The sequence below is a fragment of the Streptomyces sp. NPDC001443 genome (genome assembly GCF_053597355.1).
Map to the genome: position 1 here is coordinate 91,158 of NZ_JBSFIA010000024.1, position 21,795 is coordinate 112,952.

Below are 21,795 nucleotides of genomic sequence, written 5' to 3' on the forward strand. Positions count from 1 at the left end.
ACGACCGGCGGGAGGGGAAGGAATGATCGCTCCACCGAAGTGACCTGAGTCACACGCTGTGGCGCAGGCCGCCCGCTTCCCGCCGCGGCTCATCCGGCGAGCGGGTTGGGCAGCGGCAGGTAGCGGGCGTCGGCGCCGTCCGCACCGGTCCAGCGCAGCAGCAGGTTCGTCTTGCCGGGCAGGGTGGGCGAGGCGAGCAGGGTGCCGACCTCGGCCAGGTCGTGGCGGGCGAACTCGCGGCGGGCGGCCGGCCAGGGATCGAATCCGGGGTGGCGTTCGGCCAGCGCGCCGGCGATCTCGGTGAGGTGGTTGACCACCAGGCAGTAGACCAGCCGCTCCCAGCCTGCCTCCCGGGACACGTCCGGCAGCAGCTTGACGCCCTCGGCGTCCCGGAACAGCGCCTGCACCGGAGTGCCGTCCGCGTCGACCGCGACCAGCGTGTTCTGGAGGTGCGCCTCCAGTACGACGCCGTGGTCGGCGAAGGCCGCGAGGGCCGGGGGGACGACCGCGCCCAGATAGGCCTCCCACCAGGCCTCGGGGTCCTTCGTGCCGTCCAGCGGGCTGCCCGCGAAGCCCTCGGCCAGGGCCGCGGCGAGCAGCGGTGTGGCGCCGGGGCGCAGGTGCTCGCGCAGTCCGTCGCGGACCAGGACGGCCAGTTCCTCGAAGGCGAAGGCGGCGGTGCGGTAGCCGCGGTCACTGAGCCAGGCCGCTGGTCCCTCGACCGCCGCGAGGGCGTGTCCGGCCGCCGTGTCGGTCCGGCGCAGCTTCAGCAGGTCGTGACGCCACAGGCGGCGGATGTCGTTGGTGATGCGGACGTCCAGGCTGAACTTCAGGAAGACGTCCCGCTCCGGGCTGTACGTCGTACGGATCGCGGCCGTGGGCCGGACCGCGGAGGCGGTCGTGCCCAGCCGGACCAGCCGGCCGTCGGCGAAGGCGGGGGCGAGGTCGTGGCCGGCCAGGTCGAGCTGCCAGGGGTGCGCGGGCAGCAGCCGGTAGCCGGGCGGGGCCTCGCCGAGGGTGTCCAGGGCCGCGGTGTCGCCCTCCTCGACGACCAGGTCCTCGCGCACCCCGAGCAGGACGAGCGGGAAGCGGGCGTACGCCTCGGGGGCGTACGGCAGCCAGCCGGCCACCGGGCCGCCGCCGCGCGCCTTCGGGGCGGGGTGGTACGGGTGGCCGGTGATCAGAGACTGCTCGGAGCGGAGGTAGAGGTCGTCGGGCGGGGTGGCGGCGGCGCGGGCGGTGAGCAGCGCGGCGACCGCGTCCCTGCTGTCGATCATCTCGGCGGGCAGTTCGTGGTTGGACAGCCCGGTGTGCCGGCGCAGCTCCTCGGCGACGAGTTTGACCAGTTCCGGGTGGTCCAGGCGGTGCCAGGCGCCCGCCGCGTAGACCTCGGGTTCGGTGGGCCGCCGGGTACCGCGCACCCGCAGCAGCCGGTCGCCGCCGGGCAGGCGGTACACCGGGCGCTCGCCGGGACCGGCGGGGTCGCCCGGCGGGCGGGCCACCTCGCGCAGCAGGCAGTTGAGCAGGGGGGCGGCCGCGTAGGCGTCGGCCGGGTCGGTGCGGCTGTCGCGCGACACGCCGACGGGCGACGCGCCGGACCGCGGGGCGACGGGCGGGACCGCGCCGTCACCGGCGGGCACGGCGGTGTCGCCGTCGCCCGGCTGGGCGGCGTCGTCGTCGGCGTGCGGGGGCAGGAGGTCCACGCGATCCACTCGTTCCCTACGGTCCGTCCGGACGGAGATGATCAGTATCTCTGCTGTCACCACCTGCCTTGACCGACCAGTCCCACCCCACTCGTACCCGAGGAGCCCCACCGTGTACCGATCTTCCGGCGCCGAGGACGCGGTCGCCGCCGAACTGGCCGCCGTGCGTCCCGGCCTCGTGGCGCGGTTCGCGGCCGAGCTGCCCGGCGCCCGCGCGGCCGTCCTGACCCGGCTGTGGCGCGCGCTCGCCCATGAGCCGCTGCCGTGGATCGTGGGCCGGGAAGCCGGCGGCGACGGGCTCACCCTGCGGCTGTCCGACGGCCGCAGACTGCACGGTCCGGCCCCGGACCCGTACGCCACCGCCGCGTACGTCACCTCGGTGGAGCTGGAGGGGGTGGCGCACGACCGTCCGGAGCGGCTGCTCACCGCGCTCGGCGTGCCGAACGGCGCGGCCTTCGCGGCCGAACTCGACCACAGTGTCGCGTCGTTGGCGCTGTCCCGGGCCGGACAGCCGGATCGCCCCGCCGAGCGGGTCGCCGACGAGCCGTCGACGGACGGGTGGCCGACGGACGAGTGGGAGTGGGAGCAGCGGGTGGTGGACGGGCATCCGTACCACCCCAACTGCCGCTCCCGGCCCGGCTTCTCGGTCGCCGAGCAGCTCGCGTACGGGCCGGAGCACCGGCCGCTGGTGCGGCTGGGCCTGGTGCCGGTGGATGCGGACGAGTGCCTGGTGACGGGCGAGTGGCCGGACCGACTGCGGGACGGACGGCGGACGGTGCTGCCGGTGCACCCCTGGCAGGCGGCGCACGTGCTGAAGCGGACGGGCGACACCGGGCTCGACGCGCATCCGCTGATGTCGCTGCGCACCCTGGCCGTGCCCGGCGGTCCGCACGTCAAGACGGCGCTCAGCGCCCGGCTGACGTCCTCCGTGCGGGACATCTCCGTCGGGTCCGTCTCGCTGTCCGCGGTCCTCTCGGACTTCGGACAGGACCTCGCGGCGCGCACGGACGGCCTGCTGCACGTCACCCGCACCCTGGGCGCGGCCACCGCGAACTCGCCCGACCTGGCGGCCGTGCTGCGGGAGTCGCCGGGTGCGTACGGGGCTCCGGGCGAGCACGTGGTGCCGGTGGCCGCCCTGGCGACCACCGGTCTGCCCCGGTCGCCGGGCTGGCTGGCGGACTTCGCCCGGCTCGCGCTGACCGTCGGGCTGCGGCTGCTGGAGCTCGGTGCAGCCCTGGAGGCGCACGGCCAGAACCTGCTGGTGGTGCTGTCGCCGACGGGCGCGCCGCTGCGCCTGGTCTACCGGGACCTCGCCGACATCCGGGTCGGCCCGCTGCGGCTGGCCCGACACGGCGTCCCGGTCCCCGCGTTGACCGGACGCACCGTCACGGACGATGTGACGACCCTGCGGCGCAAGCTGTTCGGCTCGCTGGTGGCGGGCTCGCTGGCCGCGACGGCCGGCTCGGCACCGGCGCTGCGCGCGGCGCTGGAGCGGGCCGTACCGGATCTGCCGCGCACCGCGGATCTGAAGGCGCTGCTCGAAGAGCCGCTGCCGGTAAAGGCGTTGACGCTGATGAGGCTGTCGCCGGGGGTGGCAGGGGACCAGTGGGCGCGGCTGCCCAATCCGCTGGGGCCCGTCTGACGGGCCCTGGGCGCGGGGCCGGGGGGCGGCGCGGGGCGGACCCCGCTTTGTGGCGGGACCCGTCCGGTCAATAGGATCCGCCGATGATCAGAACACAACGGCTGGCGGCAGGGATCTGCGCCCTGCTCGCCGCGTTCACGGTCGGGATAGCGTTCCCTGCCGGAGCGGTCGCCGACGAGACCACCGCCGACGCACCGAAGGTCGACCTCGTTCTCGATGTGAGCGGGTCGATGCGGGCCAACGACATCGACGGCAAGTCGCGGATGGCCGCGGCGAAGCAGGCGTTCAACGAGGTGCTGGACGCGACGCCCGAGGAGGTCCAGCTCGGCATCCGCACGCTGGGCGCCAACTACCCCGGCGACGACCGCAAGACGGGCTGCAAGGACACCGCGCAGCTCTACCCGGTCGGCCCGCTGAACCGGACCGACGCGAAGACGGCGGTGGCGACCCTGTCGCCCACCGGCTGGACGCCGATCGGCCCCGCCCTGCTGAAGGCCGCCGACGACCTCGACGGCGGGACCGGCTCCAAGCGCATCGTGCTGATCAGCGACGGCGAGGACACCTGCGCCCCGCTCGACCCGTGCGAGGTGGCCCGCGAGATCGCGGCCAAGGGCGTCGGCCTCACCATCGACACGCTCGGCCTGGTGCCGAGCACCAAGCTGCGCGCGCAGCTGAGCTGCATCGCCGAGGCGACCGGCGGGACCTACACCTCGGTGGAGCACGCCGACGAACTGACGGACAAGGTCAACCAGTTGGTGGACCGGGCGGCCGATCCGGTGGTGACGCCGGTCGCCACGGAGGGCGCGGCCGCGTGCTCCCAGGCGCCGACCCTGAAGTCCGGTCTGTACACCGACCGTGAGGAGTTCGGCCAGGAGCGCTGGTACCGGGTGGACGTCAACCCCGGCCAGGAGCTGCGGGCTTCGGTGAGCGTGGCGGCCGACCGGGCCGTGAACCCCGACTACGGGGTGCTGCTGCGGGCGGTGACCGTGCACGCCCGGGAGATCGTGCGCGGCGAGGCCGCGGGCAACGGCCGCACGGACGTCGTCTCGACCGGCCTGCGCTACCCGAAGGCCGAGAGCGACGAGGAGAACGCGCCCGCCGAGACGGTGTGTCTCCAGGTCACCAACTCCTTCTCCGCCGCAGCCGGGGTGAAGGCCACGCCCGGTATGCCGCTGGAGCTGACCGTCGACGTCGTGGACGGCCCGTCCCGGGCGAGCGACGTGGCCTCCTTCGGCCTCGGCCGCGGCTGGTGGCTGCTCGGCGCCCTGATCCTGGCCGGCTTCCTCGCCGGTGTGCTGTGGGGCTGGCTGTCCCGCTGGCGCGTCGCGGTCTGGAGGACCAACTGATGCGAATCACACGTGCGCTGAGCCTGGCGCTGCTGACCCTCGGACTGGCCGCGGGTCCCGCGGCGGCCGATTCCTCACCCTCCGCGAGCCCGACCGACGACGCCAAGGCGCCCACCACGGCGGGCACTTCGTTCCGTACGGCGACCGAGGTCGAGCAGGGCGTGACGGCCACGGCGAGCGGCTCCGCGGGTGACTACCTGTACTGGTCGTTCCCGGCGGACGCCGGTCAGCGGCCCACCGTCAAGGCGACGGTGAAGCTGCCGGACACCCACGCGGGCCAGTCCTGGCAGATCGACGTGTACGACGGTCTGCGCCGCCGCCAGGCCTGCCAGTACGGGGCGCAGACGCGCACCGCCCAGCCGGGCTCGACCTCCGTCGAACTGGCCTGCACGATGCGCACGGTGCGCGCCTGGACCGAGCCGTGGGACGACGCCCCACTGCCCGGCACCTACTACGTCCGGCTGACGGTGGTGGGCCTGAAGACGGCCGACCTGGGTCTGCCGGTGAGCGCCGAGATGTCGGTGGAGTCCAAGGACATCGGCGGTGCGGCCGCCGTGGACGGCTCGCTGTCGGAGGCCCTGGTGCCGGGGATCGCGGTCACGTCCAAGAAGGACGAGTCGAACGGCTCCGACGGCTCGGCGAAGTCGGCGGTGCTCTCCAGCATCGAGCCGGACGACGGCTGGTCGTCCAACTGGTGGTCCGACCGCTGGGTGTGGACCGCGGTGGGCGGCATGCTGGCCGCGCTCGCGGGCATCGGCGGGTACGCGCTGACCCGCGGCCACGGCCGCCCGCGCAACGTGCCGCCGGGCGTCTGACGCCCGTGCCCTCCGGGCCGGTCCCGGCCGCCTCGCGCGCGCCGGGACCGGCCCGTTCGTCTCTCACCCGGGAGCCGCCACCGGGCCCACCGGGTCCACCGGGTCCACCGGTCAGACCGGTTCGGCCACTTCAGCCGTCTCGGTCGGCTCGGCCGGTCCGGACAGTCCGGCCAGTTCCTTGGCCAGCGGGCCGTCGCCGCCGACCTCGGCCCGCCCCTCGCGCACCGCATCGGACAGCGTGAGCAGCCCCCGGGCCATGGCCTCGCAGGTGGCGGTGTCCAGGATCAGCAGCGCGTCGGGGCCGACGGGCGCGGGCCCGTCGCCGTACACCGGCCCGTCCGCGTCACCGTCGCCGTCACCGGCGTACAGATGGAACCTGCCCTCCTCCAGCCTGACTTCGAGGACGCCCCGGGCCGCGGGGGCCTCCCGCAGCGCCCGCAGCAGCGGCAGCGCGAACCAGTGGGCGCGTACCGCGTCGGTGGGCCGCCGTTCCCCCAGCTCCGCCTCGCCCCACGCGCCCAGCGCCTGGAGCACCGGCCGCAACCGGCGGCCGTGGGGCGTGAGTTCGTAGACGTGGACGGCGCCGGGCGGGGGCAGCCGACGGCGGGTGGCCAGGCCGTCGCGCTCCATGTCCTTCAGCCGCGAGGCCAGTACGTCCGTGCTCACGCCCGGCAGGTCGGCGTGCAGGTCCGTGTAGCGGCGCGGTCCGGCGAGCAGCTCGCGGACGATCAGCAGGGTCCAGCGGTCGCCGACGACGTCGAGCGCGCGGGCGGCGGAGCAGTACTGGTCGTAGCTTCGGCGAGGTGGCATGCGACGCAGTCTAGACATGTTGTTGGACTTTCCAAGCTCCCACTTGGTAAAACCAAGCAACATCAGATATCCGAGAGGCGGCGGCGCATGGAGTTCCGGCAGTCCAACAAGCTCAGCGAGGTCTGCTACGAGATCCGCGGTCCGGTGATCGAGCACGCCAACGCCCTGGAGGAGGCGGGTCACAGTGTGCTGCGCCTGAACACCGGCAACCCGGCGCTGTTCGGCTTCGAGGCGCCGGAGGAGATCCTCCAGGACATGATCCGGATGCTTCCCCGGGCCCATGGCTACACGGACTCGCGCGGCGTCCTCTCCGCCCGCCGCGCGGTCGCGCAGCGCTATCAGGACCGGGGCCTGGAGGTCGACGTCGACGACGTGTTCCTCGGCAACGGCGTCTCCGAGCTGGTCTCCATGGCCGTACAGGCGCTGGTGGAGGACGGCGACGAGATCCTCATCCCCGCCCCGGACTTCCCGCTGTGGACGGCCGTCACCACCCTGGCGGGCGGCAAGGCGGTCCACTACCTGTGCGACGAACAGGCCGACTGGTACCCGGACCTGGACGACATGGCGTCGAAGATCACCGACCGCACCAAGGCGGTCGTGATCATCAACCCGAACAACCCCACCGGCGCGGTCTACCCCAAGGAGATCGTCGAGGGCATCCTCGACCTGGCCCGCCGGCACGGCCTGATGGTCCTCGCCGACGAGATCTACGACCAGATCCTGTACGACGACGCCGTGCACCACTCGGCCGCCGCGCTCGCCCCCGACCTGGTGGTCCTCACCTTCTGCGGCCTGTCCAAGACGTACCGGGTGGCGGGCTTCCGCTCGGGCTGGCTGGTCGTCACCGGCCCCAAGCAGCACGCGAAGAGCTATCTGGAGGGCCTGACCATGCTGGCCTCCATGCGGCTGTGCGCCAACGCGCCCGCCCAGTACGCCATCCAGGCCGCGCTCGGCGGCCGCCAGTCCATCCACGAGCTGACCGCCCCCGGCGGCCGGCTGTACGAACAGCGCACCGTCGCCTGGGAGAAGCTGAACGAGATCCCGGGGGTGTCGTGCGTGAAGCCGAAGGGCGCGCTGTACGCCTTCGCGCGCCTGGACCCCAAGGTGCACCGGATCCACGACGACGAGAAGTTCGTCCTGGACCTGCTGCTGCGGGAGAAGATCCAGGTGGTCCAGGGCACCGGGTTCAACTGGCCCACCCCGGACCACTTCCGGATTCTCACGCTCCCCCACGCGGACGAGCTGGAGGCGGCCATCGGACGGATCGGCAGGTTCCTGAGCGGGTACCGCCAGTAGCCGCCATACCCTGGCGGCATGGGTGATCTTTTTATCGTCCGGCACGGTGAGACCGAGTGGTCGCGGTCCGGACGGCACACGGGCCGCACCGACGTCCCGCTGACCGAGCGCGGCCGGGAGGAGGCGCGCCGCCTGATGCCGCTGATCCGTTCGCACCGCATCGGCGCCGCCTTCGTCAGCCCGCTCCAGCGGGCGCGGGAGACGGCCGAGCTCATCGGTCTGCACGACGTACGGATCGACATGGACCTCCAGGAGTGGGACTACGGCGCGTACGAAGGGGTCACGACCGTCGAGATCCACCGCACCCGGCCGGGCTGGTTCCTGTTCACCGACGGCGTGCCGGCGGGCCCGCCCGAGCGTCCCGGGGAGACCCCGGAGGAGGTCGGCGAGCGCGCCGACCGGGTGCTGGCCAAGGTGGACGCCGCGCTCGCCAACACCGAGGGGTGCGTCGTGCTGGTGGCGCACGGTCACCTCCTGCGGGTCCTCACCGCCCGCCGGCTGGGACTGCCCCCGGCGGACGGCGCGCTGTTCCAGCTCGCGACGGGGGCGCTGAGCCGACTGAGTACGGAACACGGGCGGCCGGTGCTCGCCGGCTGGAATGTCAGACCCCACCCGTAGCCTTCGAGTGGGTCGCCCCGCGGCCCGTGGGACAGGGAGGGAGTCCTGCCGTGACACGACCGCCGACCGCCGCGCAGCGGCGGGTGATCGACGCCGCCGAGCCCGTGACCGGACGGCTGCGGGGCACGCAGGCGCAGCTCGCGGCGCTGGTGCGGCACGGGCTCGCCTTCCGGCACCCGCGGCCGCCCCACGACCACTTCCTGACTCCGGCCGGGCACCGGATACGCGAGACGGCCGAGCCCGTGCCGCAGACGACGGACCGGCCTCCGCAGGGGCCGCCGGGCCGGAGTGCCGCGCCTCCGGAAGCTCCCGCCGACACCGGGGTGTTCGCCGCTCGGGTCGGCGGCGAGGACCGGCCGCAGGGGCCCGACGGGCCGGACACCGCCGCGGGCCGCGCGCGGGCGCGCGAGGTGCACAGTGCCTGGCAGGGCCTGCTGGAGCTGCGCCGGATGACGAGTCCGGGCGGCGCCACGGAGCTGCCCTGCGGCTGGGAGCGGGCGCATCTGGTGCGGGCGGCCGCGCTCGCCCTGGAAGCGGCGGGCCACCGGCCGGCGGGCCCGGACACGGCCGGCTACCGGGTGCGCGCGACCCCGCAGCCGGAGGCCGTCGCCGTGCACGAGCCGGACGTCGAGGCGCTGCGGGCGTGTGCGCTCACCCTGGAGAAGGCGGGCTGGCAGACCGGCGAACACACCGACCCCCGGACCCGGGAGCGCTATCTGCTGGCCTCCCCGCGCCGGGCCTGACGGCCGTGCCAAGATCGGTGCGTCGGGCACCGACGAGCACGAAGGCGAGAGCCCGACGGCAAGTGCCCGACGACAAGTGCCCGACGACGCGAGGGAGAAGCAGTGAGCGAGCCGTTCTCCGTCCTGGTGACCGTCCGCGGTTACGAGACGGACGTACAGGGCCACCTCAACCAGAGCGTGTACCTCAACTACGCGGAGCACGCCCGCTGGTCGTTGCTCAAGGCGGCCGGCATCAGCCAGTCGGGGCTGGTGGCCAAGGGGGTGGGTCCGGTCGCGCTGGAGACGACCATCCGTTACCGGCGGGAGTTACTGGCGGGCGACGAGGTCGAGGTGACCTGCGCGTTCACCTGGGGTGAGGGCAAGACGTTCCGGATCGAGCAGACGATCCGCCGGACGGACGACGGCACGGTGGCCGCCGAGGTCACGGCGGTCGGCGGACTGATGGACCTCAAGGAACGCAGACTGGTGGCGGATCCGCGCGAGTACTTCCGCGCACTGGCGGCGGACCCGGCCCTGTTCGGGCTGTGAGCCGGGCCGGACCGCCTGTCCCGGAGCACTGACGGACGGCGGCCTACGCGTCGATCAACTCCGGGCTGTGCTCGACGTCGTAGGCCGCGCGCGCCTCCGCGATGTACACCCGGTTGCGTTCGGCCCAGTCGGTCAGCCGTTGCAGGGTCTCGTGCAACTCACGCGCTACCTGGGTGAGTTCGTACTCGACCTTGGGCGGCACCGTCGGGTGTACGGTGCGCGTCAGCAGCCCGTCGCGCTCCAGGTTGCGCAGGGTGAGGGTCAGCATGCGCCGGCTGATGCCCTCGATGCTGCGCTCCAGTTCGGTGAAGCGGATCGGGCCGTGCGTCGCCGCCACCAGGATCTGCACGCTCCATTTTCCGGAGACCCTGTCAAGAACCTCACGCACCGGGCAGGCGTGCGCGTTCACGACCTGGGCGGTAACACCGGTGTTCCTCCGGGACATCGGACTGCCTCCTTACCTCGGCCTCCACGGTCACCCACGATGAACTCCGTTACAAGTCGTGCACCAAGGGCGTTCCCGAGAATACGGAGACCGGAAGACCATGTCGACCACGGCCGAGACACCGACGCAGCCACCACTGCCCCGGACCCGTCACCGCACCCACCCCCGCTCGTACTCCCGCCGGTCGGCCCTCGCCGTCCTGTGCGCGGGCACGCTGATGACGATCCTGGACGGCAACGTCGTCACCGTGGCGATGCCCGCGATCCAGAGCGATCTCGGCTTCAGCGGACCGGGGCTGGCCTGGGTCGTCAACGCGTATCTGATCCCGTTCGGCGGTCTGCTGCTGCTCACGGGCCGGCTCGGCGACCTGCTCGGCCGCAGACGGATGTTCACCACCGGGCTCGCCGTGTTCACCGCGGCCTCCGTGCTCTGCGGGGTCGCCACCGGCCGGGAGACGCTGATCGCGGCGCGGGCCCTCCAGGGTGTCGGCGGGGCGATGACCACGGCGGTGGTGCTCGGCATGCTGGTCGCGCTGTTCCCGGAGCCGCGGGAACAGGCCCGCGCCATCGCGGTGTTCAGCGCGGTCGGTGCGGCGGGCGGGGCCCTGGGCACGTTCCTGGGCGGCGCGCTGACCCAGGCGCTGAACTGGCACTGGATCTTCCTGATCAATCTGCCGATCGGCCTGGTCGCGCTGTTCGCCGCGGTCCGCGTCCTGGCGCCCGAGCCGGGCACCGGCCTGCGCGGGGGCGCCGACTTCCCGGGAGCCGTGCTGGTCACCGGCGCGCTGACGCTCACGGTCTACGTCATCGTCGGGGCCGGTGACCGGGCGCTCACGGCCACGCTGTCGCTGTCGGCGCTCGCCCTCGTCCTCTTCGTGGCGTTCACGCTCCGCCAGGCACGGGCGGCTCGCCCGCTGCTGCGGCTGCGGATGTTCGGTTCACGGCTGCTGAGCGGGGCGAACGCCGTCCAGGTACTGATGATCGCGACGATGTACGGCTTCCAGTTCATCGGCGCGCTCTACCTCCAACGCGTGCTCGGATACGACGAGTTGATCACCGGCACGGCCTTTCTGCCGGCTCCTGTCACGATCGGCGTGCTGATGCTGGGCCTCTCGGCGAGGACCGTCGGCCGGTTCGGCCCGTACCGGGTGCTGCTCGCCGGACTGGCCCTCGTCGTCGCCGGAACGGCCCTGCTGAGCCGTGCGCCCGTCGGCGGCTCGTACGCCGGGGACGTCCTTCCTCCCCTGCTCCTGCTCTCCGTCGGCTTCGCCGCCGCGATGCCCGCGCTGACCGGGCTCGCCATGTCGGGAGCCCGGCCGGAGGACGCCGGTCTGGCCTCGGGGCTGTTCAACACCACGCAGGTGGTGGGCGGTTCGCTGGGTCTCGCGGTGCTGTCGACGCTCGCGGCGGGCCACACCGACGCACTGGTCGAGCAGGGTGCGCAACTCGTCCCGGCCACCGCGGAGGGCTACCGGCTGGCGTTCCGGGTGGCGGCGCTGATCGCGACGGGCGCGCTGGCACTGGCGGCGACGGCACTGCGTCCGCGGACCGCACCCCCCGGCCCGGCCACCCGGTGACACCCGGCTCCCCGGGGCGCGGCCCCGCCAGGCCGTCCGCGGGCTCCGAGGCGGGCCCGGCCGCCGTCCGGCGGTACGTGGGGACGGTCGCCGGGGACCGCCTCGAACCCGACTGTTCATAAGTTCTTAGGCTTACGGTGATTTCCTACGGCCGTCCCCACGCGTTCCCCAGTCGGTGCGCACCCGACCGCCCTTCACAGCGAACCACTTTGGAGACGACGTGCCGATCTTCCGCAGAATCGCCGCCCGCCGCACGCTGCTCGCCGCTCTCGGCACGGCGATGGTGACCGCCGGATGGCCCTCGGCCGAGGCGGGCGCCTCGCAGAGAGGGCTCGACGACCCGGCGAAGAAGGACCTCGCCATGCGGCTGGTCTCCAGCGCGGAGAACTCGTCCCTGGACTGGGAGGCGCAGTACGGGTACATCGAGGACATCGGCGACGGCCGCGGCTACACCGGCGGCGTCATCGGTTTCTGTTCCGGCACCGACGACATGCTGGCCCTGGTGGAGCTGTACACCGAGCGGGTCCCGGACAACGTCCTGGCCGGCTATCTGCCCGCGCTGCGCGCGGTCAACGGCAGCGGTTCCCACACCGGCCTGGACCCCGGCTTCCCGGCCGCCTGGCGCACGGCGGCCGAGTCGTCCGCCTTCCGCAGGGCCCAGCGCGACGAACGCGACCGCGGCTACTTCGACCCGGCGGTGGCGCGCGCGAAGCAGGACTGCCTCGGCACGCTCGGCCAGTTCGTCTACTACGACGCCATGGTGATGCACGGCCCCGGCACGGACGCCCTCAGCTTCGGCGGCATCCGCGAGCGGGCCCGGCAGCACGCGGTCACCCCCGCGGACGGCGGCGACGAGACGGCGTATCTGAACGCGTTTCTCGACGCCCGGGTCCGGGCGATGAAGCAGGAGGCCGCCCACAGCGACGTCAGCCGGGTCGAGACGGCCCAGCGCGTGTTCCTCCGCGACGGCAATCTCGGGCTCGCCACCCCCCTCAAGTGGAAGGTCTACGGGGACAGTTACGAGATCGACTGAGTCGGTCGCCGGCGCGGACGAGGGGTGCGGCGGCTGCCGTACCCCTCCTCCGTCCGGGCCAGGGCGGACCGGCTCAGCCCTGGGCCGTGATCCGCGCGAGGCGCTGGGCCTCGGTCCGGGTGGAACGGGCGATCGCGTCCTCGTCGACGGTCAGGAGCCGTCCGTTCTCCACGATCTGACGGCCGTCGACGAACGACGCGGTGACCGGGGCCGCGGCTCCGAACACCAGCGCGGTCACCGGGTCGGCGATGGAGGCGTGGGCGATCGTGTCGAGCTTCCACAGCACCAGGTCGGCCAGCTTGCCCGGCTCCAGCGACCCCGTCTCGGCCGCCCGGCCGAGGACCCGGGCGCCCCCGTAGGTTCCCAGGCGCAGTGCCTGACGGGCGTTCAGGGCGGCCTCGCGACGGGCGCCGAGCCGGTTGATGAGCAGCGCGTTGCGCAGTTCGGTGTGCAGTTCGCCGGACTCGTTCGACGCGGTGCCGTCGACGCCGAGACCGACTGGAACACCGGCCGCGAGCATGTCGGGGACCCGGGCGATGCCGGCCGCAAGGCGGGCGTTGGAGGACGGGCAGTGCGCCACGCCCGTCCCGGTACGGGCGAAGGCGGCGATGTCGGAGTCGTTCATGTGGACGCAGTGCGCCATCCACACGTCCTCGCCGAGCCAGCCGGTGGACTCGAAGTAGTCGGTCGGCCCCATGCCGAACAGCTCGTGGCAGAACTTCTCCTCCTCGACCGTCTCCGAGCCGTGGGTGTGCAGCCGCACGCCCTTGTCCCGGGCCAGCTCGGCGCCCTGGCGCATGAGTTCGGTGGAGACGGAGAAGGGCGAGCAGGGCGCCACGGCCACCTGCGTCATCGCGTCGAAGGAGGCGTCGTGGTGCTCGTCGACGGTCCGCGCGGTGGCGGCGAGCGCGTCGTCGAGGGTCTCGACGGCGAAGTCCGGGGGCAGCCCGCCGTCCTTCTCGCTGCGGTCCATCGAGCCGCGGGCGAGGGTGAAGCGGACGCCCGTCTCGCGGGCGGCCCTGATGATGGCGCCGGACAGGTCGCCGGAGCCCTCGGGGTAGACGTAGTGGTGGTCCATGGCGGTGGTGACGCCGCCGCGGGCCATCACCGCGAGGGAGCCCTGGGCGGCCGCGTACACCATGGGCTCGTCGATGCGCGCCCAGGTCGGGTAGAGCGCGACGAGCCAGCCGAAGAGGTTGTGGTCCGTCGCCAGGCCTCGGGTGATCCACTGGTAGAAGTGGTGGTGGGTGTTGATCAGCCCGGGAGTGACCAGGTGGCCGGTGGCGTCGATGCGGCGCACGACGTCCTCCAGGCCGTCCGGGGCCCGGCCCGCACCGACCGCCTCGATGCGGTTGCCGGCGATGATCACGTGTCCCGAGGCGTGTTCCGTGTCGTCGGCGTCCACGGTCGCGATCGCGCAGTTGTCGATGACGATGCGCTGGGCTGCTGCCATGGTTCGTCCTTTTCGCTCTGGGGAGGGCACGGCAGGACCCTAGGAGATCCGAGTGCCGTGGTCCGGGACCGACGTCACAGGTTGGTGAGGTCCACCGGTATGCGCGGCTCGCAGCCGTCGCGCAGCACGGTGGCCTCGATCAGGCCGTACGGTCGGTCGGCCGAGAAGTAGACCTCGTTGTCGTTCTTGAGGCCGAACGGTGCCAGGTCGACGAGGAAGTGGTGCTGGTTGGGGAGCGAGAAGCGGACCTCGTCGATCTCGGCGCGGTTGTCGATGATCCGCGCGCCCATCCGGTAGAGGGTCTGCTGGAGCGAGTACGAGTACGTCTCCGCGAAGGCCTGGAGCAGATGCCTGCGGGCCTCCGCGTACGACGTCTCCCAGGAGGGCATGGGGTCCGCGTCGTCGCTCCAGCCGAACCGCCAGCGGGCGGCGACCTTGGTGGCCAGGATGCGGTCGTGGGCCTCCGGCAGCGTCGTGTACTTGTCCTTGACGTACCCCCAGAACTCCGAGTTCGTCGAGTTCATGACGGTGAGGTCCTTCAGTCCCGAGACGACCTCCCACGACGAGCCGTCGTAGGTGATCTGGGCCAGGCGCGTCTCCTGGCCCTGGCGTACGAAGGAGTGCCGGGCCCGGTCGGCGCCGCCTCCTCCGGGACCGCTGCCGGTGGTGGCGTCGTCGGAGGTCCCGATCCGGTCCCAGGCGTACTCCTCGATCCGGACGCGGGCCGTCCTGATCGCCTCCTGGCTGGTCACGAAGTGCCGGGCCAGATGGATGCCGAACTGCTCGGCCGACTCGATGCCGTGCTCCTTGGCGAACGCGTACACCGTGTTCTTGGTGGTGTCGGTCGGCAGGACGTTGGCGTTCGAGCCGGAGTAGTGGACCTCGTCCATGTCGCCGGAGAGCGCGACGGAGACGTTCAGGTCCTTGATGTGGTGGGTGGCGCCGTCCCGCGTGATCCTCACGACGCGGGTCTCGGCCTTGCCGTACTGGTTCTGGCCCAGCATCACCGGGCGGCCGGGACGGGAAAATTCTGTCATCTTGCGCTAGCTCCCTCGGTAAACGGAGTAGCCGAACGGGTTGAGCAGCAGCGGTACGTGGTAGTGCTCGCCGGGCTGCACGGCGAACGTGATCGTCACCTCGGGGAAGAACGCGCCGCTGTCCCGACGCGCGGGGGTGTCCTGGCGCGCATCGGCTCGCTCGTCCTCGGTCCGCTCGAAGTACGGCTCCACGGCGAAGTCGAGCCGTACGTGGGTCGTTCCCTCCGGCAGGGCCGGCAGGTCCTTGCACCGCCCGTCCGTGTCGGTCGCGGAGCCGCCGAGCGCCCGCCAGTCGGCGGCGCGCCCGCCGCGGGCGGCGAGCAGGACGGCGACGCCCTCGGCGGGGCGGCCGACGCTGGTGTCCAGGATGTGCGTGGACACCGAGGCGGTGGTGCCGGTGGTCATGCGGGGTCGGTCCCTTCGGCGAGGCGGGCCAGTCGGATGCGGTTGATCCTGCTCAGTTCGGTGCGGACGATCTCCCGCTCCAGCTCCGGCGGGTTGCCGAGCCGCTGCCGGAGCGCGTCGCGCATCTGCTCGCCGGTACGTCCGGTCGCGCAGATCAGGAAGACATGCCCGAACCTGTCCTGATAGGCCAGGTTGAGTGCGAGCATCTCCGCCTTGAGCTCCTCCGCGGCGTCGGCCATGCCGCGCTGTTCCCGGGCCGAGGTCGGATCGCCCGGCGCGGGGCGGCCGATCGGCGGGTGCCCGGACATGGCCTCCGCCAGGTCGGCCGCGGTCAGCGCGGCCGTGGCGGTGTCGTTGGCGGCGTAGAGGTCTTCGGCGGTGGCGTACGGGCGGGCGGCGAGCAGTCGGCCGGCCCATGCCGTGGAGGCGCACACCTCGTGCAGGGCTGCCAGGGCCTCGTGTTCCCCGAGGACGTTGAACCGGGCCAGACCCGGGGACGCGGAAGTCGAAGTCACGGGAGCCTCCGTAGCCGGATGCGGCCTGCTCGGCCGGACGCGGCCTTCGTGCGGTGCGGACTGCCGTCAGCTAACGCCCTCCGCGAGACAGCGTCAACACTTTGTTGAAAATTCTGTGTGACAACACCGGTCGACGGCGCCGGGCGGCAACGGCCCCGGCCCGGACTTCAGCCCTGCTTCTCGCGGTTGAGGTAGTTGTAGACCGTGAAGCGGCTCACCCCGAGCGCGCCCGCCACGGTCTCCACGCCGTGCCGTACGGAGAAGGCGCCGCGCGCCTCCAGCGTCCGTACGACCTCCTGCTTGGCCTTGCGGTCCAGGTCGGCCAGCGGTCTGCCCATCCTGCGCTCCATGGCGGCCAGGATGTGGTCGAGGGAGTCGGCGAGCTGGGGCAGGCGCACCGCGACGGCGTCGGCGCCCGCCCAGGAGAGCACCACGTCGTCGGGGCCGGCCTCGTCGGGCGGGAGTATCTCGCCGCCGATGGCGTCGACCAGCGGCTTCACGGCCGCGATGAAGGCTCCCTCCCCGGCCGCGGTCATCCTTCGCCCTCCCCGACCACGTTGACCTGGAGCGAGATCCGGGTGGCGCCGGCCGCCAGGGTTCTGCGCAGCACGGCGTCCACGGCCGTGAGCACCGCGTCGGCACCGCCTTCCGCCGTGTTGCCGAACGGGCCGACGTCCACGGTGTCCAGCGCGGCACCCTCGACGACCTCGCGGGCCACCAGCGCGTGTGCGGGAGCCTCCTCGAGGTCGAAGGGCTCGGTCGTGAACTCCACTCTCAATCGCACGCGCTCAACCTAACGCGCGGTACCGGCTTTGGCCGCCCCCCTCTTGACATGCGACGAGGACCGACGGCAGTCTTTCATGAAGCAGAAATACGCTTCCACAATACGGAATAATTCATAGGGTGGTGAAAGGGGCGTCCAACCTCATGCCGGGTCATGGCGCGCACACGGCCGCCGAGCGGCGCTTCAGCGTGAACCTGTCGATCCTGTTCACGGAGCTCCCGCTCCTGGAGCGTCCCGCGGCCGCCGCCGCGGCCGGTTTCACCGCGGTCGAGCTGTGGTGGCCATGGACCGACTCCCCCACCCCCGGGCGGTCCGAGCTCGACGCGCTGGGCGAGGCGATCGAGGGCGCGGGCGTCCGGCTGACGGGCCTGAACTTCTACGCCGGGCTGCTCCCCGGCCCGGACCGCGGCGCACTGTCGGTCCCCGGCGCGGAGTCGGAGCGGTTCCGCGCCAACGTCGAGGTGGCGGCGGACCTCGCCGGGGCGCTGGGCTGCGGGGCGCTCAACGCCCTGTACGGCAACCGGGTCGACGGCGTGGCCGCGGCCGAGCAGGACGCGCTGGCGCTGGAGAACCTGGCGCTCGCGGCCGCCGCGGCCGACCGGATCGGGGCGATCCTGCTGGTCGAGACCCTCAACCGGACGGAGTCGCCCCGCTATCCGCTGGTGAGCGCGCAGGCCGGTGTCGAGGTCGTCGACCGCGTCAACCGGGTCACCGGCCTCGGCAACGCACGCTTCCTGATGGACCTCTACCACCTGTCCATGAACGGCGAGGACCTGCCGGGGGCGATCGAGCGGTACGCGTCGGTCACCGGACATGTGCAGATCGCCGACAACCCGGGCCGGGGCGCGCCGGGCACCGGCGGCCTCCCGCTCGACGACCTCCTTCGGCGGCTGCGGAAGGCCGGTTACGAGGGCTGGATCGGCCTGGAGTACAAGCCGGGCGACCGTCCGAGCGCCGAGGCCTTCGGATGGCTGCCCCCCGAGGCCCGAGCGGCCCGCTGAACAGGCCGCCGAACAACCCGCCGAGCAGTCAGAGAGGCACTCACACCATGAGCAGCAGTCCCGCAGGCTCCACCCGCAAGGACCGCCCCTCGATCGCGTGGATCGGTCTGGGCATCATGGGCTCCCCGATGTCCGAGAACCTGGTCAAGGCGGGTTACGACGTCACCGGCTTCACCCTGGAACAGGACAAGCTGGACCGGCTGGCCGCCGCCGGCGGCACCGCGGCCGGCTCGGTCGCCGAGGCCGTCCGGGACGCCGACGTGATCATCACGATGGTGCCCGCGTCCCCCCAGGTCGAGGCCGTCGCGTACGGACCCGACGGCGTCCTGGAGAACGCCCGGCCCGGCGCCCTGTTCATCGACATGTCGTCGATCACCCCGGGGACCTCGGTCGAGCTGGCGCGGGCGGCGGCCGCCAGGGGCATCCGGGTGCTGGACGCCCCGGTGTCCGGCGGTGAGGCGGGTGCCGTCGAGGCCGTACTGTCCATCATGGTCGGCGGCGAGCAGGCGGACTTCGACGCGGCCCGGCCGGTCCTCGAGGCGCTGGGCAGGACCGTCGTCCGGTGCGGCCCGCACGGCGCCGGGCAGACCGTGAAGGCCGCCAACCAACTGATCGTCGCCGTGAACATCCAGGCGTGCGCCGAGGCCGTGGTGTTCCTGGAGAAGTCCGGCGTGGACCTGACGGCGGCGCTGGACGTCCTCGCCGGCGGGCTGGCCGGCTCCACCGTGCTGACCCGTAAGAGGGACAACTTCCTCGGCCGCGACTTCAGGCCGGGCTTCCGCGTCGACCTGCACCACAAGGACATGGGGATCGTCACGGACGCGGCCCGGGCCGTCGGTGCCGCCCTGCCCGTCGGTGCCGTGGTCGCCCAGCTCGTCGCCAGCCTGCGCGCGCAGGGCGACGGCGGCCTGGACCACTCGGCCCTGCTGCGCGCCGTCGAACGCCTCTCCGGCAGCCAGGTCTGAGGCGCCCCGGGAGTCCCGACGGCGCCGTCGCCGCCGGGAGTCCCGGGCACCCGGCCCGCGGCGCGGCCTCGTACGACGTACCGCGCACCGCGTCCGGCGGAGGTTCCCGGAGTGCGGATCCGGCCCGCCCGCAGCAGCCTGAAGGCATGACGCATCCACCGACGGAGTTCCCGCACATCGTGGTGCACGCCCCGGCCCTGGACGGCTCCCGGCGGGTCACCACGGGCGACCAGACCCTGGGCATCGCCAGCCATCTGGACGATGTCGTCGAGATCCTGCGCATGGCCGACCTGGACCGGATCGAGGTCGAGGAGAGCGATCTCATCGAGTGGCAGGGCGGCGGCCCGGACGACTGGCCGGGACTGTCGGAGCACGAGCCACAGCCCTGACGGCACGTACGGACGACCCGTACGGATGTACGACTGAGGGCGTACCCGGGCTACGCAATCCTCAAATCATCCTCTGGAGACGGCCGCAGAGGCTTCAACCGGCCCCGCGTGCGGGCACATTCTTCTCACGCGGGGCCTGCCGGCACGGGGGCGGCGGGCCTCGCGACGGGGGTTGCCATGGACAGTGCCGCGCCGAGCCGGCTGGAACCGCACGCGATCGCCCTGCTGCGGGGCGGTCCCCGCGCCGCCGTCACGGTGGCCGTCCTCTCGCTGCATCTGCGCGGTGCCGTCGGCCCCGGCCGGCCGGGCACGATGCGCACCACCGGTCCGGCCCCGGACCGGTCCCTGCCGCCGCTCACCAAGGCCGTGCACGCCGCGCTCTACCGGCCCGCGGGCCTACGGCAGTTGCTGGACCGGCAGGCGGTACGCCGTGCGCTCACCGGCCTGCGGGACGACCTCAGGACCGCCGGGCTGCTCCGTACGTTCCCGCCCGGCCGCACCCGCGCCGGCCGCCGCACCCTGAAGTCCCTGCGCGCCCGGCACCCGCTGCCCGCCCACGGTCCCGGGCTGCCGGTGGAGGAGCAGCTGCTCGCGGTCGCCCTGTACGGCGACCGGGCGCTGACCGAGCTCGCGCCGCGCCTCACCCGCGAGGCGGGACTGACCGGCCGGGGCGGGACGACCGAGCGGGACCCGTGGCAGTCCTGGGGCAGCGGCGGCGGGGGCGACATCACCGGCTGCGGAACGGCGTGAGCCCACGCGCCACCCGCGATCGTGCCGCCTTGTCCCCGTACCGCCTCCTCAGACCTTCAGCGTCCTGATCGAGGTCGGCGCGTGGCCGGGTTCGGTCGCGATCTCCTCGAACTCGACGACGTCACCGATGTCACCGGTCGTCGACATCGCGATGTTCGTGACGCGCTCCACGATCACCTCGACGACGACGGGCACCCGGTGCTCCGCGGCGAGCTTGCGGGCCTGTTCGAAGGCGGCGCCCAGGCCGCCCGGGTCGGTGACCCGGATCGCCTTGCAGCCGAGCCCCTCGGCGACCCTCACGTGGTCGACGCCGTAGCCGCCGAGTTCGGGCGCGTTGATGTTCTCGAACTCCAGATTGACCTGGAAGTCGATGTCGAAGGCCCGCTGCGCCTGCCGGATCAGGCCCAGGTAGGCGTTGTTCACCAGGACGTGCACATACGGGATGCGGTGCTGGGCACCGACGGCCAGTTCCTCGATCAGGAACTGGAAGTCGTAGTCCCCGGACAGGGCGACGACGGACGCCTCCGGGTCGGCCCTGGCCACGCCGAGCGCGGCCGGGACGGTCCAGCCGAGCGGACCCGCCTGCCCGCAGTTGATCCAGTGCCGGGGCCGGTGGACGTGCAGCAGCTGCGCGCCCGCGATCTGCGCGAGGCCGATGGCGCTGACGTACCGGGTCTCCGGACCGAAGACCTTGTTCATCTCCTCGTAGACGCGCTGCGGTTTGATCGGGACGTCGTCGAAGTGGGTACGGCGTTGCAGCCGTGCCCGCTTCTCCTGGGTGGCGGCGGCCCAGCCGGAGCGGTCGGGCAGCCGGCCGTCCGCCTTCAGCTCCCGCGCCACCTCGACGAGCAGACGCAGGGCGGCCCCCGCGTCGGAGGTGATGCCGAGGTCGGGGGCGAAGATCCGGCCGATCTGGGTGGGCTCGATGTCGATGTGGACGAACGTCCGGCCGGCCGTGTAGACGTCGAGCCTGCCGGTGTGGCGGTTGGCCCAGCGGTTGCCGATACCGAGGACGAAGTCGGACTCCAGGAAGGTCGCGTTGCCGTAGCGGTGCGAGGTCTGGAGGCCGACCATGCCCGCGTTCAGTTCGTGGTCGTCGGACAGGACGCCCCAGCCCATCAACGTCGGCACCACCGGGGTACCGGTCAACTCGGCGAACCCGACGAGGAGTTCGGCGGCGTCGGCGTTGACGATCCCGCCGCCCGCCACGATCAGCGGCCGCTCGGAGGCGTTGAGCAGCCCCATCGCCTTCTCGATCTGGGCGCGGGTCGCGGCCGGCTTGCAGACCGGGAGGGGCGCGTAGGTCTCCGGGTCGAACTCGATCTCGGTGAGCTGCACGTCGACGGGGAGGTCGACGAGGACCGGACCGGGGCGGCCGGACCGCATGAGGTGGAAGGCCTGCTGGAGGACGCCGGGGACCTGGGCCGCCGCCCGCACGGTGACCGCCGTCTTGGTCACCGGGCCGGCGATGGAGGCGATGTCGACGGCCTGGAAATCCTCCTTGTGCAGCACGGAGGTGGGGGCCTGGCCGGTGACGCACAGGATCGGGATCGAGTCGCCGAGAGCGGAGTAGAGCCCGGTGATCATGTCCGTGCCCGCCGGACCCGAGGTGCCGACGCAGACGCCGATGTTGCCGGGACGGGTGCGGGTGTAGCCCTCGGCCATGTGCGAGGCGCCCTCCACATGGCGGGCGAGGGTGTGCCTGATGCCCCCGGCGGCCTCGAGGGCCGCGTAGAAGGGGTTGATCGCGGCGCCGGGGACACCGAACACGTCGGTGACGCCCTCGCGCTTGAGGATCTCGACTGCCGCGCGGGCGGCGGTCATACGGGCCATGGAGTACTCCTGCCTCGACTGTCGGATCCGCTCGACCGTCGCGCCCCGAGCGCTTCCCGCACGCTGCCGTGGATTCCGCAGCTCCCAGGTATTCCGCATTGCGGAATT

At 72.8% G+C, this 21,795-nt stretch carries 23 protein-coding genes; 13 read left to right on the plus strand and 10 right to left on the minus strand.

Features of this window, described 5'->3' with window-relative positions:
- Positions 1 to 89 precede the first annotated feature (89 nt).
- On the minus strand, positions 90 to 1,712 hold the full coding sequence (locus tag ACWC24_RS24240) for an IucA/IucC family protein (protein WP_450664952.1): 1,623 nt from the start codon (positions 1,710 to 1,712) through the stop codon (positions 90 to 92).
- 103 nt (positions 1,713 to 1,815) lie between these two features.
- Here ACWC24_RS24240 and ACWC24_RS24245 point away from each other — a divergent pair, with 103 nt between their 5' ends.
- The 3 genes from ACWC24_RS24245 to ACWC24_RS24255 all read left to right on the plus strand — a co-directional run bounded on the left by ACWC24_RS24245 (position 1,816) and on the right by ACWC24_RS24255 (position 5,506).
- A complete protein-coding gene (locus ACWC24_RS24245) occupies positions 1,816 to 3,345 on the plus strand; it encodes an IucA/IucC family protein (protein WP_450664953.1) in 1,530 nt (509 codons plus the stop codon).
- Between the two features lie 83 nt (positions 3,346 to 3,428).
- Positions 3,429 to 4,691 (plus strand): VWA domain-containing protein, encoded by a 1,263-nt coding sequence (locus ACWC24_RS24250; RefSeq protein ID WP_450664954.1) that lies wholly within the window; start codon positions 3,429 to 3,431, stop codon positions 4,689 to 4,691.
- Positions 4,691 to 5,506 (plus strand): hypothetical protein, encoded by an 816-nt coding sequence (locus ACWC24_RS24255; RefSeq protein WP_450664955.1) that lies wholly within the window; start codon positions 4,691 to 4,693, stop codon positions 5,504 to 5,506. The genes ACWC24_RS24250 and ACWC24_RS24255 overlap by 1 nt, the downstream gene beginning before the upstream one ends.
- A 111-nt stretch (positions 5,507 to 5,617) precedes the next feature.
- Here ACWC24_RS24255 and ACWC24_RS24260 read toward each other — a convergent pair whose 3' ends face one another.
- The gene (locus tag ACWC24_RS24260; RefSeq protein ID WP_450664956.1) at positions 5,618 to 6,316 is read right to left on the minus strand and encodes a winged helix-turn-helix transcriptional regulator; all 699 of its coding nucleotides are present in this window, start codon (positions 6,314 to 6,316) and stop codon (positions 5,618 to 5,620) included.
- Between the two features lie 87 nt (positions 6,317 to 6,403).
- Between ACWC24_RS24260 and ACWC24_RS24265 the strand changes: the two genes are divergently transcribed.
- The 4 genes from ACWC24_RS24265 (at position 6,404) to ACWC24_RS24280 (ending at position 9,501) form a co-directional block, all read left to right on the plus strand.
- Complete coding sequence (locus tag ACWC24_RS24265) at positions 6,404 to 7,612, plus strand: pyridoxal phosphate-dependent aminotransferase (RefSeq protein ID WP_450664957.1); 1,209 nt, start codon at positions 6,404 to 6,406, stop codon at positions 7,610 to 7,612.
- Between the two features lie 18 nt (positions 7,613 to 7,630).
- A complete protein-coding gene (locus ACWC24_RS24270; protein ID WP_450664958.1) occupies positions 7,631 to 8,230 on the plus strand; it encodes a histidine phosphatase family protein in 600 nt (199 codons plus the stop codon).
- 50 nt (positions 8,231 to 8,280) lie between these two features.
- Positions 8,281 to 8,973, plus strand: a complete 693-nt coding sequence (locus ACWC24_RS24275; protein WP_450664959.1) for a hypothetical protein — start codon at positions 8,281 to 8,283, stop codon at positions 8,971 to 8,973.
- Between the two features lie 102 nt (positions 8,974 to 9,075).
- Positions 9,076 to 9,501 carry an acyl-CoA thioesterase gene (locus ACWC24_RS24280; protein WP_450664960.1) on the plus strand — a complete coding sequence of 142 codons (426 nt, stop codon included), beginning with the start codon at positions 9,076 to 9,078 and terminating at the stop codon, positions 9,499 to 9,501.
- A 43-nt stretch (positions 9,502 to 9,544) separates the two neighbouring features.
- Here the strand turns inward: ACWC24_RS24280 and ACWC24_RS24285 are convergent, their stop codons facing one another.
- Complete coding sequence (locus ACWC24_RS24285; RefSeq protein ID WP_450664961.1) at positions 9,545 to 9,946, minus strand: winged helix-turn-helix transcriptional regulator; 402 nt, start codon at positions 9,944 to 9,946, stop codon at positions 9,545 to 9,547.
- Positions 9,947 to 10,046: 100 nt separating this feature from the next.
- Here ACWC24_RS24285 and ACWC24_RS24290 point away from each other — a divergent pair, with 100 nt between their 5' ends.
- The gene (locus ACWC24_RS24290; RefSeq protein ID WP_450664962.1) at positions 10,047 to 11,522 is read left to right on the plus strand and encodes an MFS transporter; all 1,476 of its coding nucleotides are present in this window, start codon (positions 10,047 to 10,049) and stop codon (positions 11,520 to 11,522) included.
- Positions 11,523 to 11,802: 280 nt separating this feature from the next.
- Positions 11,803 to 12,555, plus strand: coding sequence for a chitosanase (locus ACWC24_RS24295; RefSeq protein ID WP_450664999.1), 753 nt, complete (start codon positions 11,803 to 11,805; stop codon positions 12,553 to 12,555).
- 73 nt (positions 12,556 to 12,628) lie between these two features.
- Here the strand turns inward: ACWC24_RS24295 and ACWC24_RS24300 are convergent, their stop codons facing one another.
- The 6 genes from ACWC24_RS24300 to ACWC24_RS24325 all read right to left on the minus strand — a co-directional run bounded on the left by ACWC24_RS24300 (position 12,629) and on the right by ACWC24_RS24325 (position 16,749).
- Positions 12,629 to 14,008, minus strand: a complete 1,380-nt coding sequence (locus tag ACWC24_RS24300) for an 8-oxoguanine deaminase (RefSeq protein WP_450664963.1) — start codon at positions 14,006 to 14,008, stop codon at positions 12,629 to 12,631.
- 74 nt (positions 14,009 to 14,082) lie between these two features.
- The gene (pucL, locus tag ACWC24_RS24305; RefSeq protein ID WP_450664964.1) at positions 14,083 to 15,045 is read right to left on the minus strand and encodes a factor-independent urate hydroxylase; all 963 of its coding nucleotides are present in this window, start codon (positions 15,043 to 15,045) and stop codon (positions 14,083 to 14,085) included.
- 6 nt (positions 15,046 to 15,051) lie between these two features.
- Entirely contained in the window at positions 15,052 to 15,450 is a 399-nt protein-coding gene (gene uraH / locus ACWC24_RS24310) for a hydroxyisourate hydrolase (RefSeq protein WP_450664965.1), read from the minus strand.
- Positions 15,447 to 15,965, minus strand: coding sequence for a 2-oxo-4-hydroxy-4-carboxy-5-ureidoimidazoline decarboxylase (uraD, locus tag ACWC24_RS24315; RefSeq protein ID WP_450664966.1), 519 nt, complete (start codon positions 15,963 to 15,965; stop codon positions 15,447 to 15,449). Before uraD ends, uraH begins: the two co-directional genes overlap by 4 nt.
- A 167-nt stretch (positions 15,966 to 16,132) precedes the next feature.
- The gene (locus tag ACWC24_RS24320) at positions 16,133 to 16,501 is read right to left on the minus strand and encodes a helix-turn-helix domain-containing protein (protein WP_450664967.1); all 369 of its coding nucleotides are present in this window, start codon (positions 16,499 to 16,501) and stop codon (positions 16,133 to 16,135) included.
- Positions 16,498 to 16,749: a hypothetical protein gene (locus ACWC24_RS24325; RefSeq protein WP_450664968.1), complete on the minus strand. Its 252-nt coding sequence runs from the start codon at positions 16,747 to 16,749 to the stop codon at positions 16,498 to 16,500. The genes ACWC24_RS24320 and ACWC24_RS24325 overlap by 4 nt, the downstream gene beginning before the upstream one ends.
- Positions 16,750 to 16,892: 143 nt before the next feature.
- On the opposite strand from ACWC24_RS24325, the gene ACWC24_RS24330 reads away from it, so the two are divergent.
- The 4 genes from ACWC24_RS24330 (at position 16,893) to ACWC24_RS24345 (ending at position 19,854) form a co-directional block, all read left to right on the plus strand.
- Positions 16,893 to 17,750 carry a TIM barrel protein gene (locus ACWC24_RS24330; protein WP_450665000.1) on the plus strand — a complete coding sequence of 286 codons (858 nt, stop codon included), beginning with the start codon at positions 16,893 to 16,895 and terminating at the stop codon, positions 17,748 to 17,750.
- Between the two features lie 47 nt (positions 17,751 to 17,797).
- A complete protein-coding gene (locus tag ACWC24_RS24335; RefSeq protein WP_450664969.1) occupies positions 17,798 to 18,715 on the plus strand; it encodes a 2-hydroxy-3-oxopropionate reductase in 918 nt (305 codons plus the stop codon).
- A 146-nt stretch (positions 18,716 to 18,861) separates the two neighbouring features.
- Positions 18,862 to 19,104 carry a hypothetical protein gene (locus ACWC24_RS24340; RefSeq protein ID WP_351602926.1) on the plus strand — a complete coding sequence of 81 codons (243 nt, stop codon included), beginning with the start codon at positions 18,862 to 18,864 and terminating at the stop codon, positions 19,102 to 19,104.
- A gap of 177 nt (positions 19,105 to 19,281) precedes the next feature.
- Positions 19,282 to 19,854: a TIGR04222 domain-containing membrane protein gene (locus ACWC24_RS24345; RefSeq protein WP_450664970.1), complete on the plus strand. Its 573-nt coding sequence runs from the start codon at positions 19,282 to 19,284 to the stop codon at positions 19,852 to 19,854.
- A gap of 48 nt (positions 19,855 to 19,902) precedes the next feature.
- Here the strand turns inward: ACWC24_RS24345 and gcl are convergent, their stop codons facing one another.
- Complete coding sequence (gcl, locus tag ACWC24_RS24350; protein ID WP_450664971.1) at positions 19,903 to 21,687, minus strand: glyoxylate carboligase; 1,785 nt, start codon at positions 21,685 to 21,687, stop codon at positions 19,903 to 19,905.
- Positions 21,688 to 21,795 lie beyond the last annotated feature (108 nt).

Excerpts from the sequence above, each read along its gene's own strand:
- ACWC24_RS24345 (WP_450664970.1), top strand. The coding sequence starts at position 19,282 with ATGGACAGTGCCGCGCCGAGCCGGCTGGAACCGCACGCGATCGCCCTG.
- ACWC24_RS24340 (WP_351602926.1), top strand. The coding sequence starts at position 18,862 with ATGACGCATCCACCGACGGAGTTCCCGCACATCGTGGTGCACGCCCCG.
- ACWC24_RS24285 (WP_450664961.1), bottom strand. The coding sequence starts at position 9,946 with ATGTCCCGGAGGAACACCGGTGTTACCGCCCAGGTCGTGAACGCGCAC.
- ACWC24_RS24270 (WP_450664958.1), top strand. The coding sequence starts at position 7,631 with ATGGGTGATCTTTTTATCGTCCGGCACGGTGAGACCGAGTGGTCGCGG.
- ACWC24_RS24330 (WP_450665000.1), top strand. The coding sequence starts at position 16,893 with ATGCCGGGTCATGGCGCGCACACGGCCGCCGAGCGGCGCTTCAGCGTG.
- ACWC24_RS24250 (WP_450664954.1), top strand. The coding sequence starts at position 3,429 with ATGATCAGAACACAACGGCTGGCGGCAGGGATCTGCGCCCTGCTCGCC.
- ACWC24_RS24260 (WP_450664956.1), bottom strand. The coding sequence starts at position 6,316 with ATGCCACCTCGCCGAAGCTACGACCAGTACTGCTCCGCCGCCCGCGCG.
- ACWC24_RS24255 (WP_450664955.1), top strand. The coding sequence starts at position 4,691 with ATGCGAATCACACGTGCGCTGAGCCTGGCGCTGCTGACCCTCGGACTG.
- ACWC24_RS24335 (WP_450664969.1), top strand. The coding sequence starts at position 17,798 with ATGAGCAGCAGTCCCGCAGGCTCCACCCGCAAGGACCGCCCCTCGATC.
- ACWC24_RS24265 (WP_450664957.1), top strand. The coding sequence starts at position 6,404 with ATGGAGTTCCGGCAGTCCAACAAGCTCAGCGAGGTCTGCTACGAGATC.
- pucL (WP_450664964.1), bottom strand. The coding sequence starts at position 15,045 with ATGACAGAATTTTCCCGTCCCGGCCGCCCGGTGATGCTGGGCCAGAAC.
- ACWC24_RS24300 (WP_450664963.1), bottom strand. The coding sequence starts at position 14,008 with ATGGCAGCAGCCCAGCGCATCGTCATCGACAACTGCGCGATCGCGACC.
- ACWC24_RS24290 (WP_450664962.1), top strand. The coding sequence starts at position 10,047 with ATGTCGACCACGGCCGAGACACCGACGCAGCCACCACTGCCCCGGACC.
- uraH (WP_450664965.1), bottom strand. The coding sequence starts at position 15,450 with ATGACCACCGGCACCACCGCCTCGGTGTCCACGCACATCCTGGACACC.
- ACWC24_RS24295 (WP_450664999.1), top strand. The coding sequence starts at position 11,803 with ATGGTGACCGCCGGATGGCCCTCGGCCGAGGCGGGCGCCTCGCAGAGA.
- gcl (WP_450664971.1), bottom strand. The coding sequence starts at position 21,687 with ATGGCCCGTATGACCGCCGCCCGCGCGGCAGTCGAGATCCTCAAGCGC.
- ACWC24_RS24320 (WP_450664967.1), bottom strand. The coding sequence starts at position 16,501 with ATGACCGCGGCCGGGGAGGGAGCCTTCATCGCGGCCGTGAAGCCGCTG.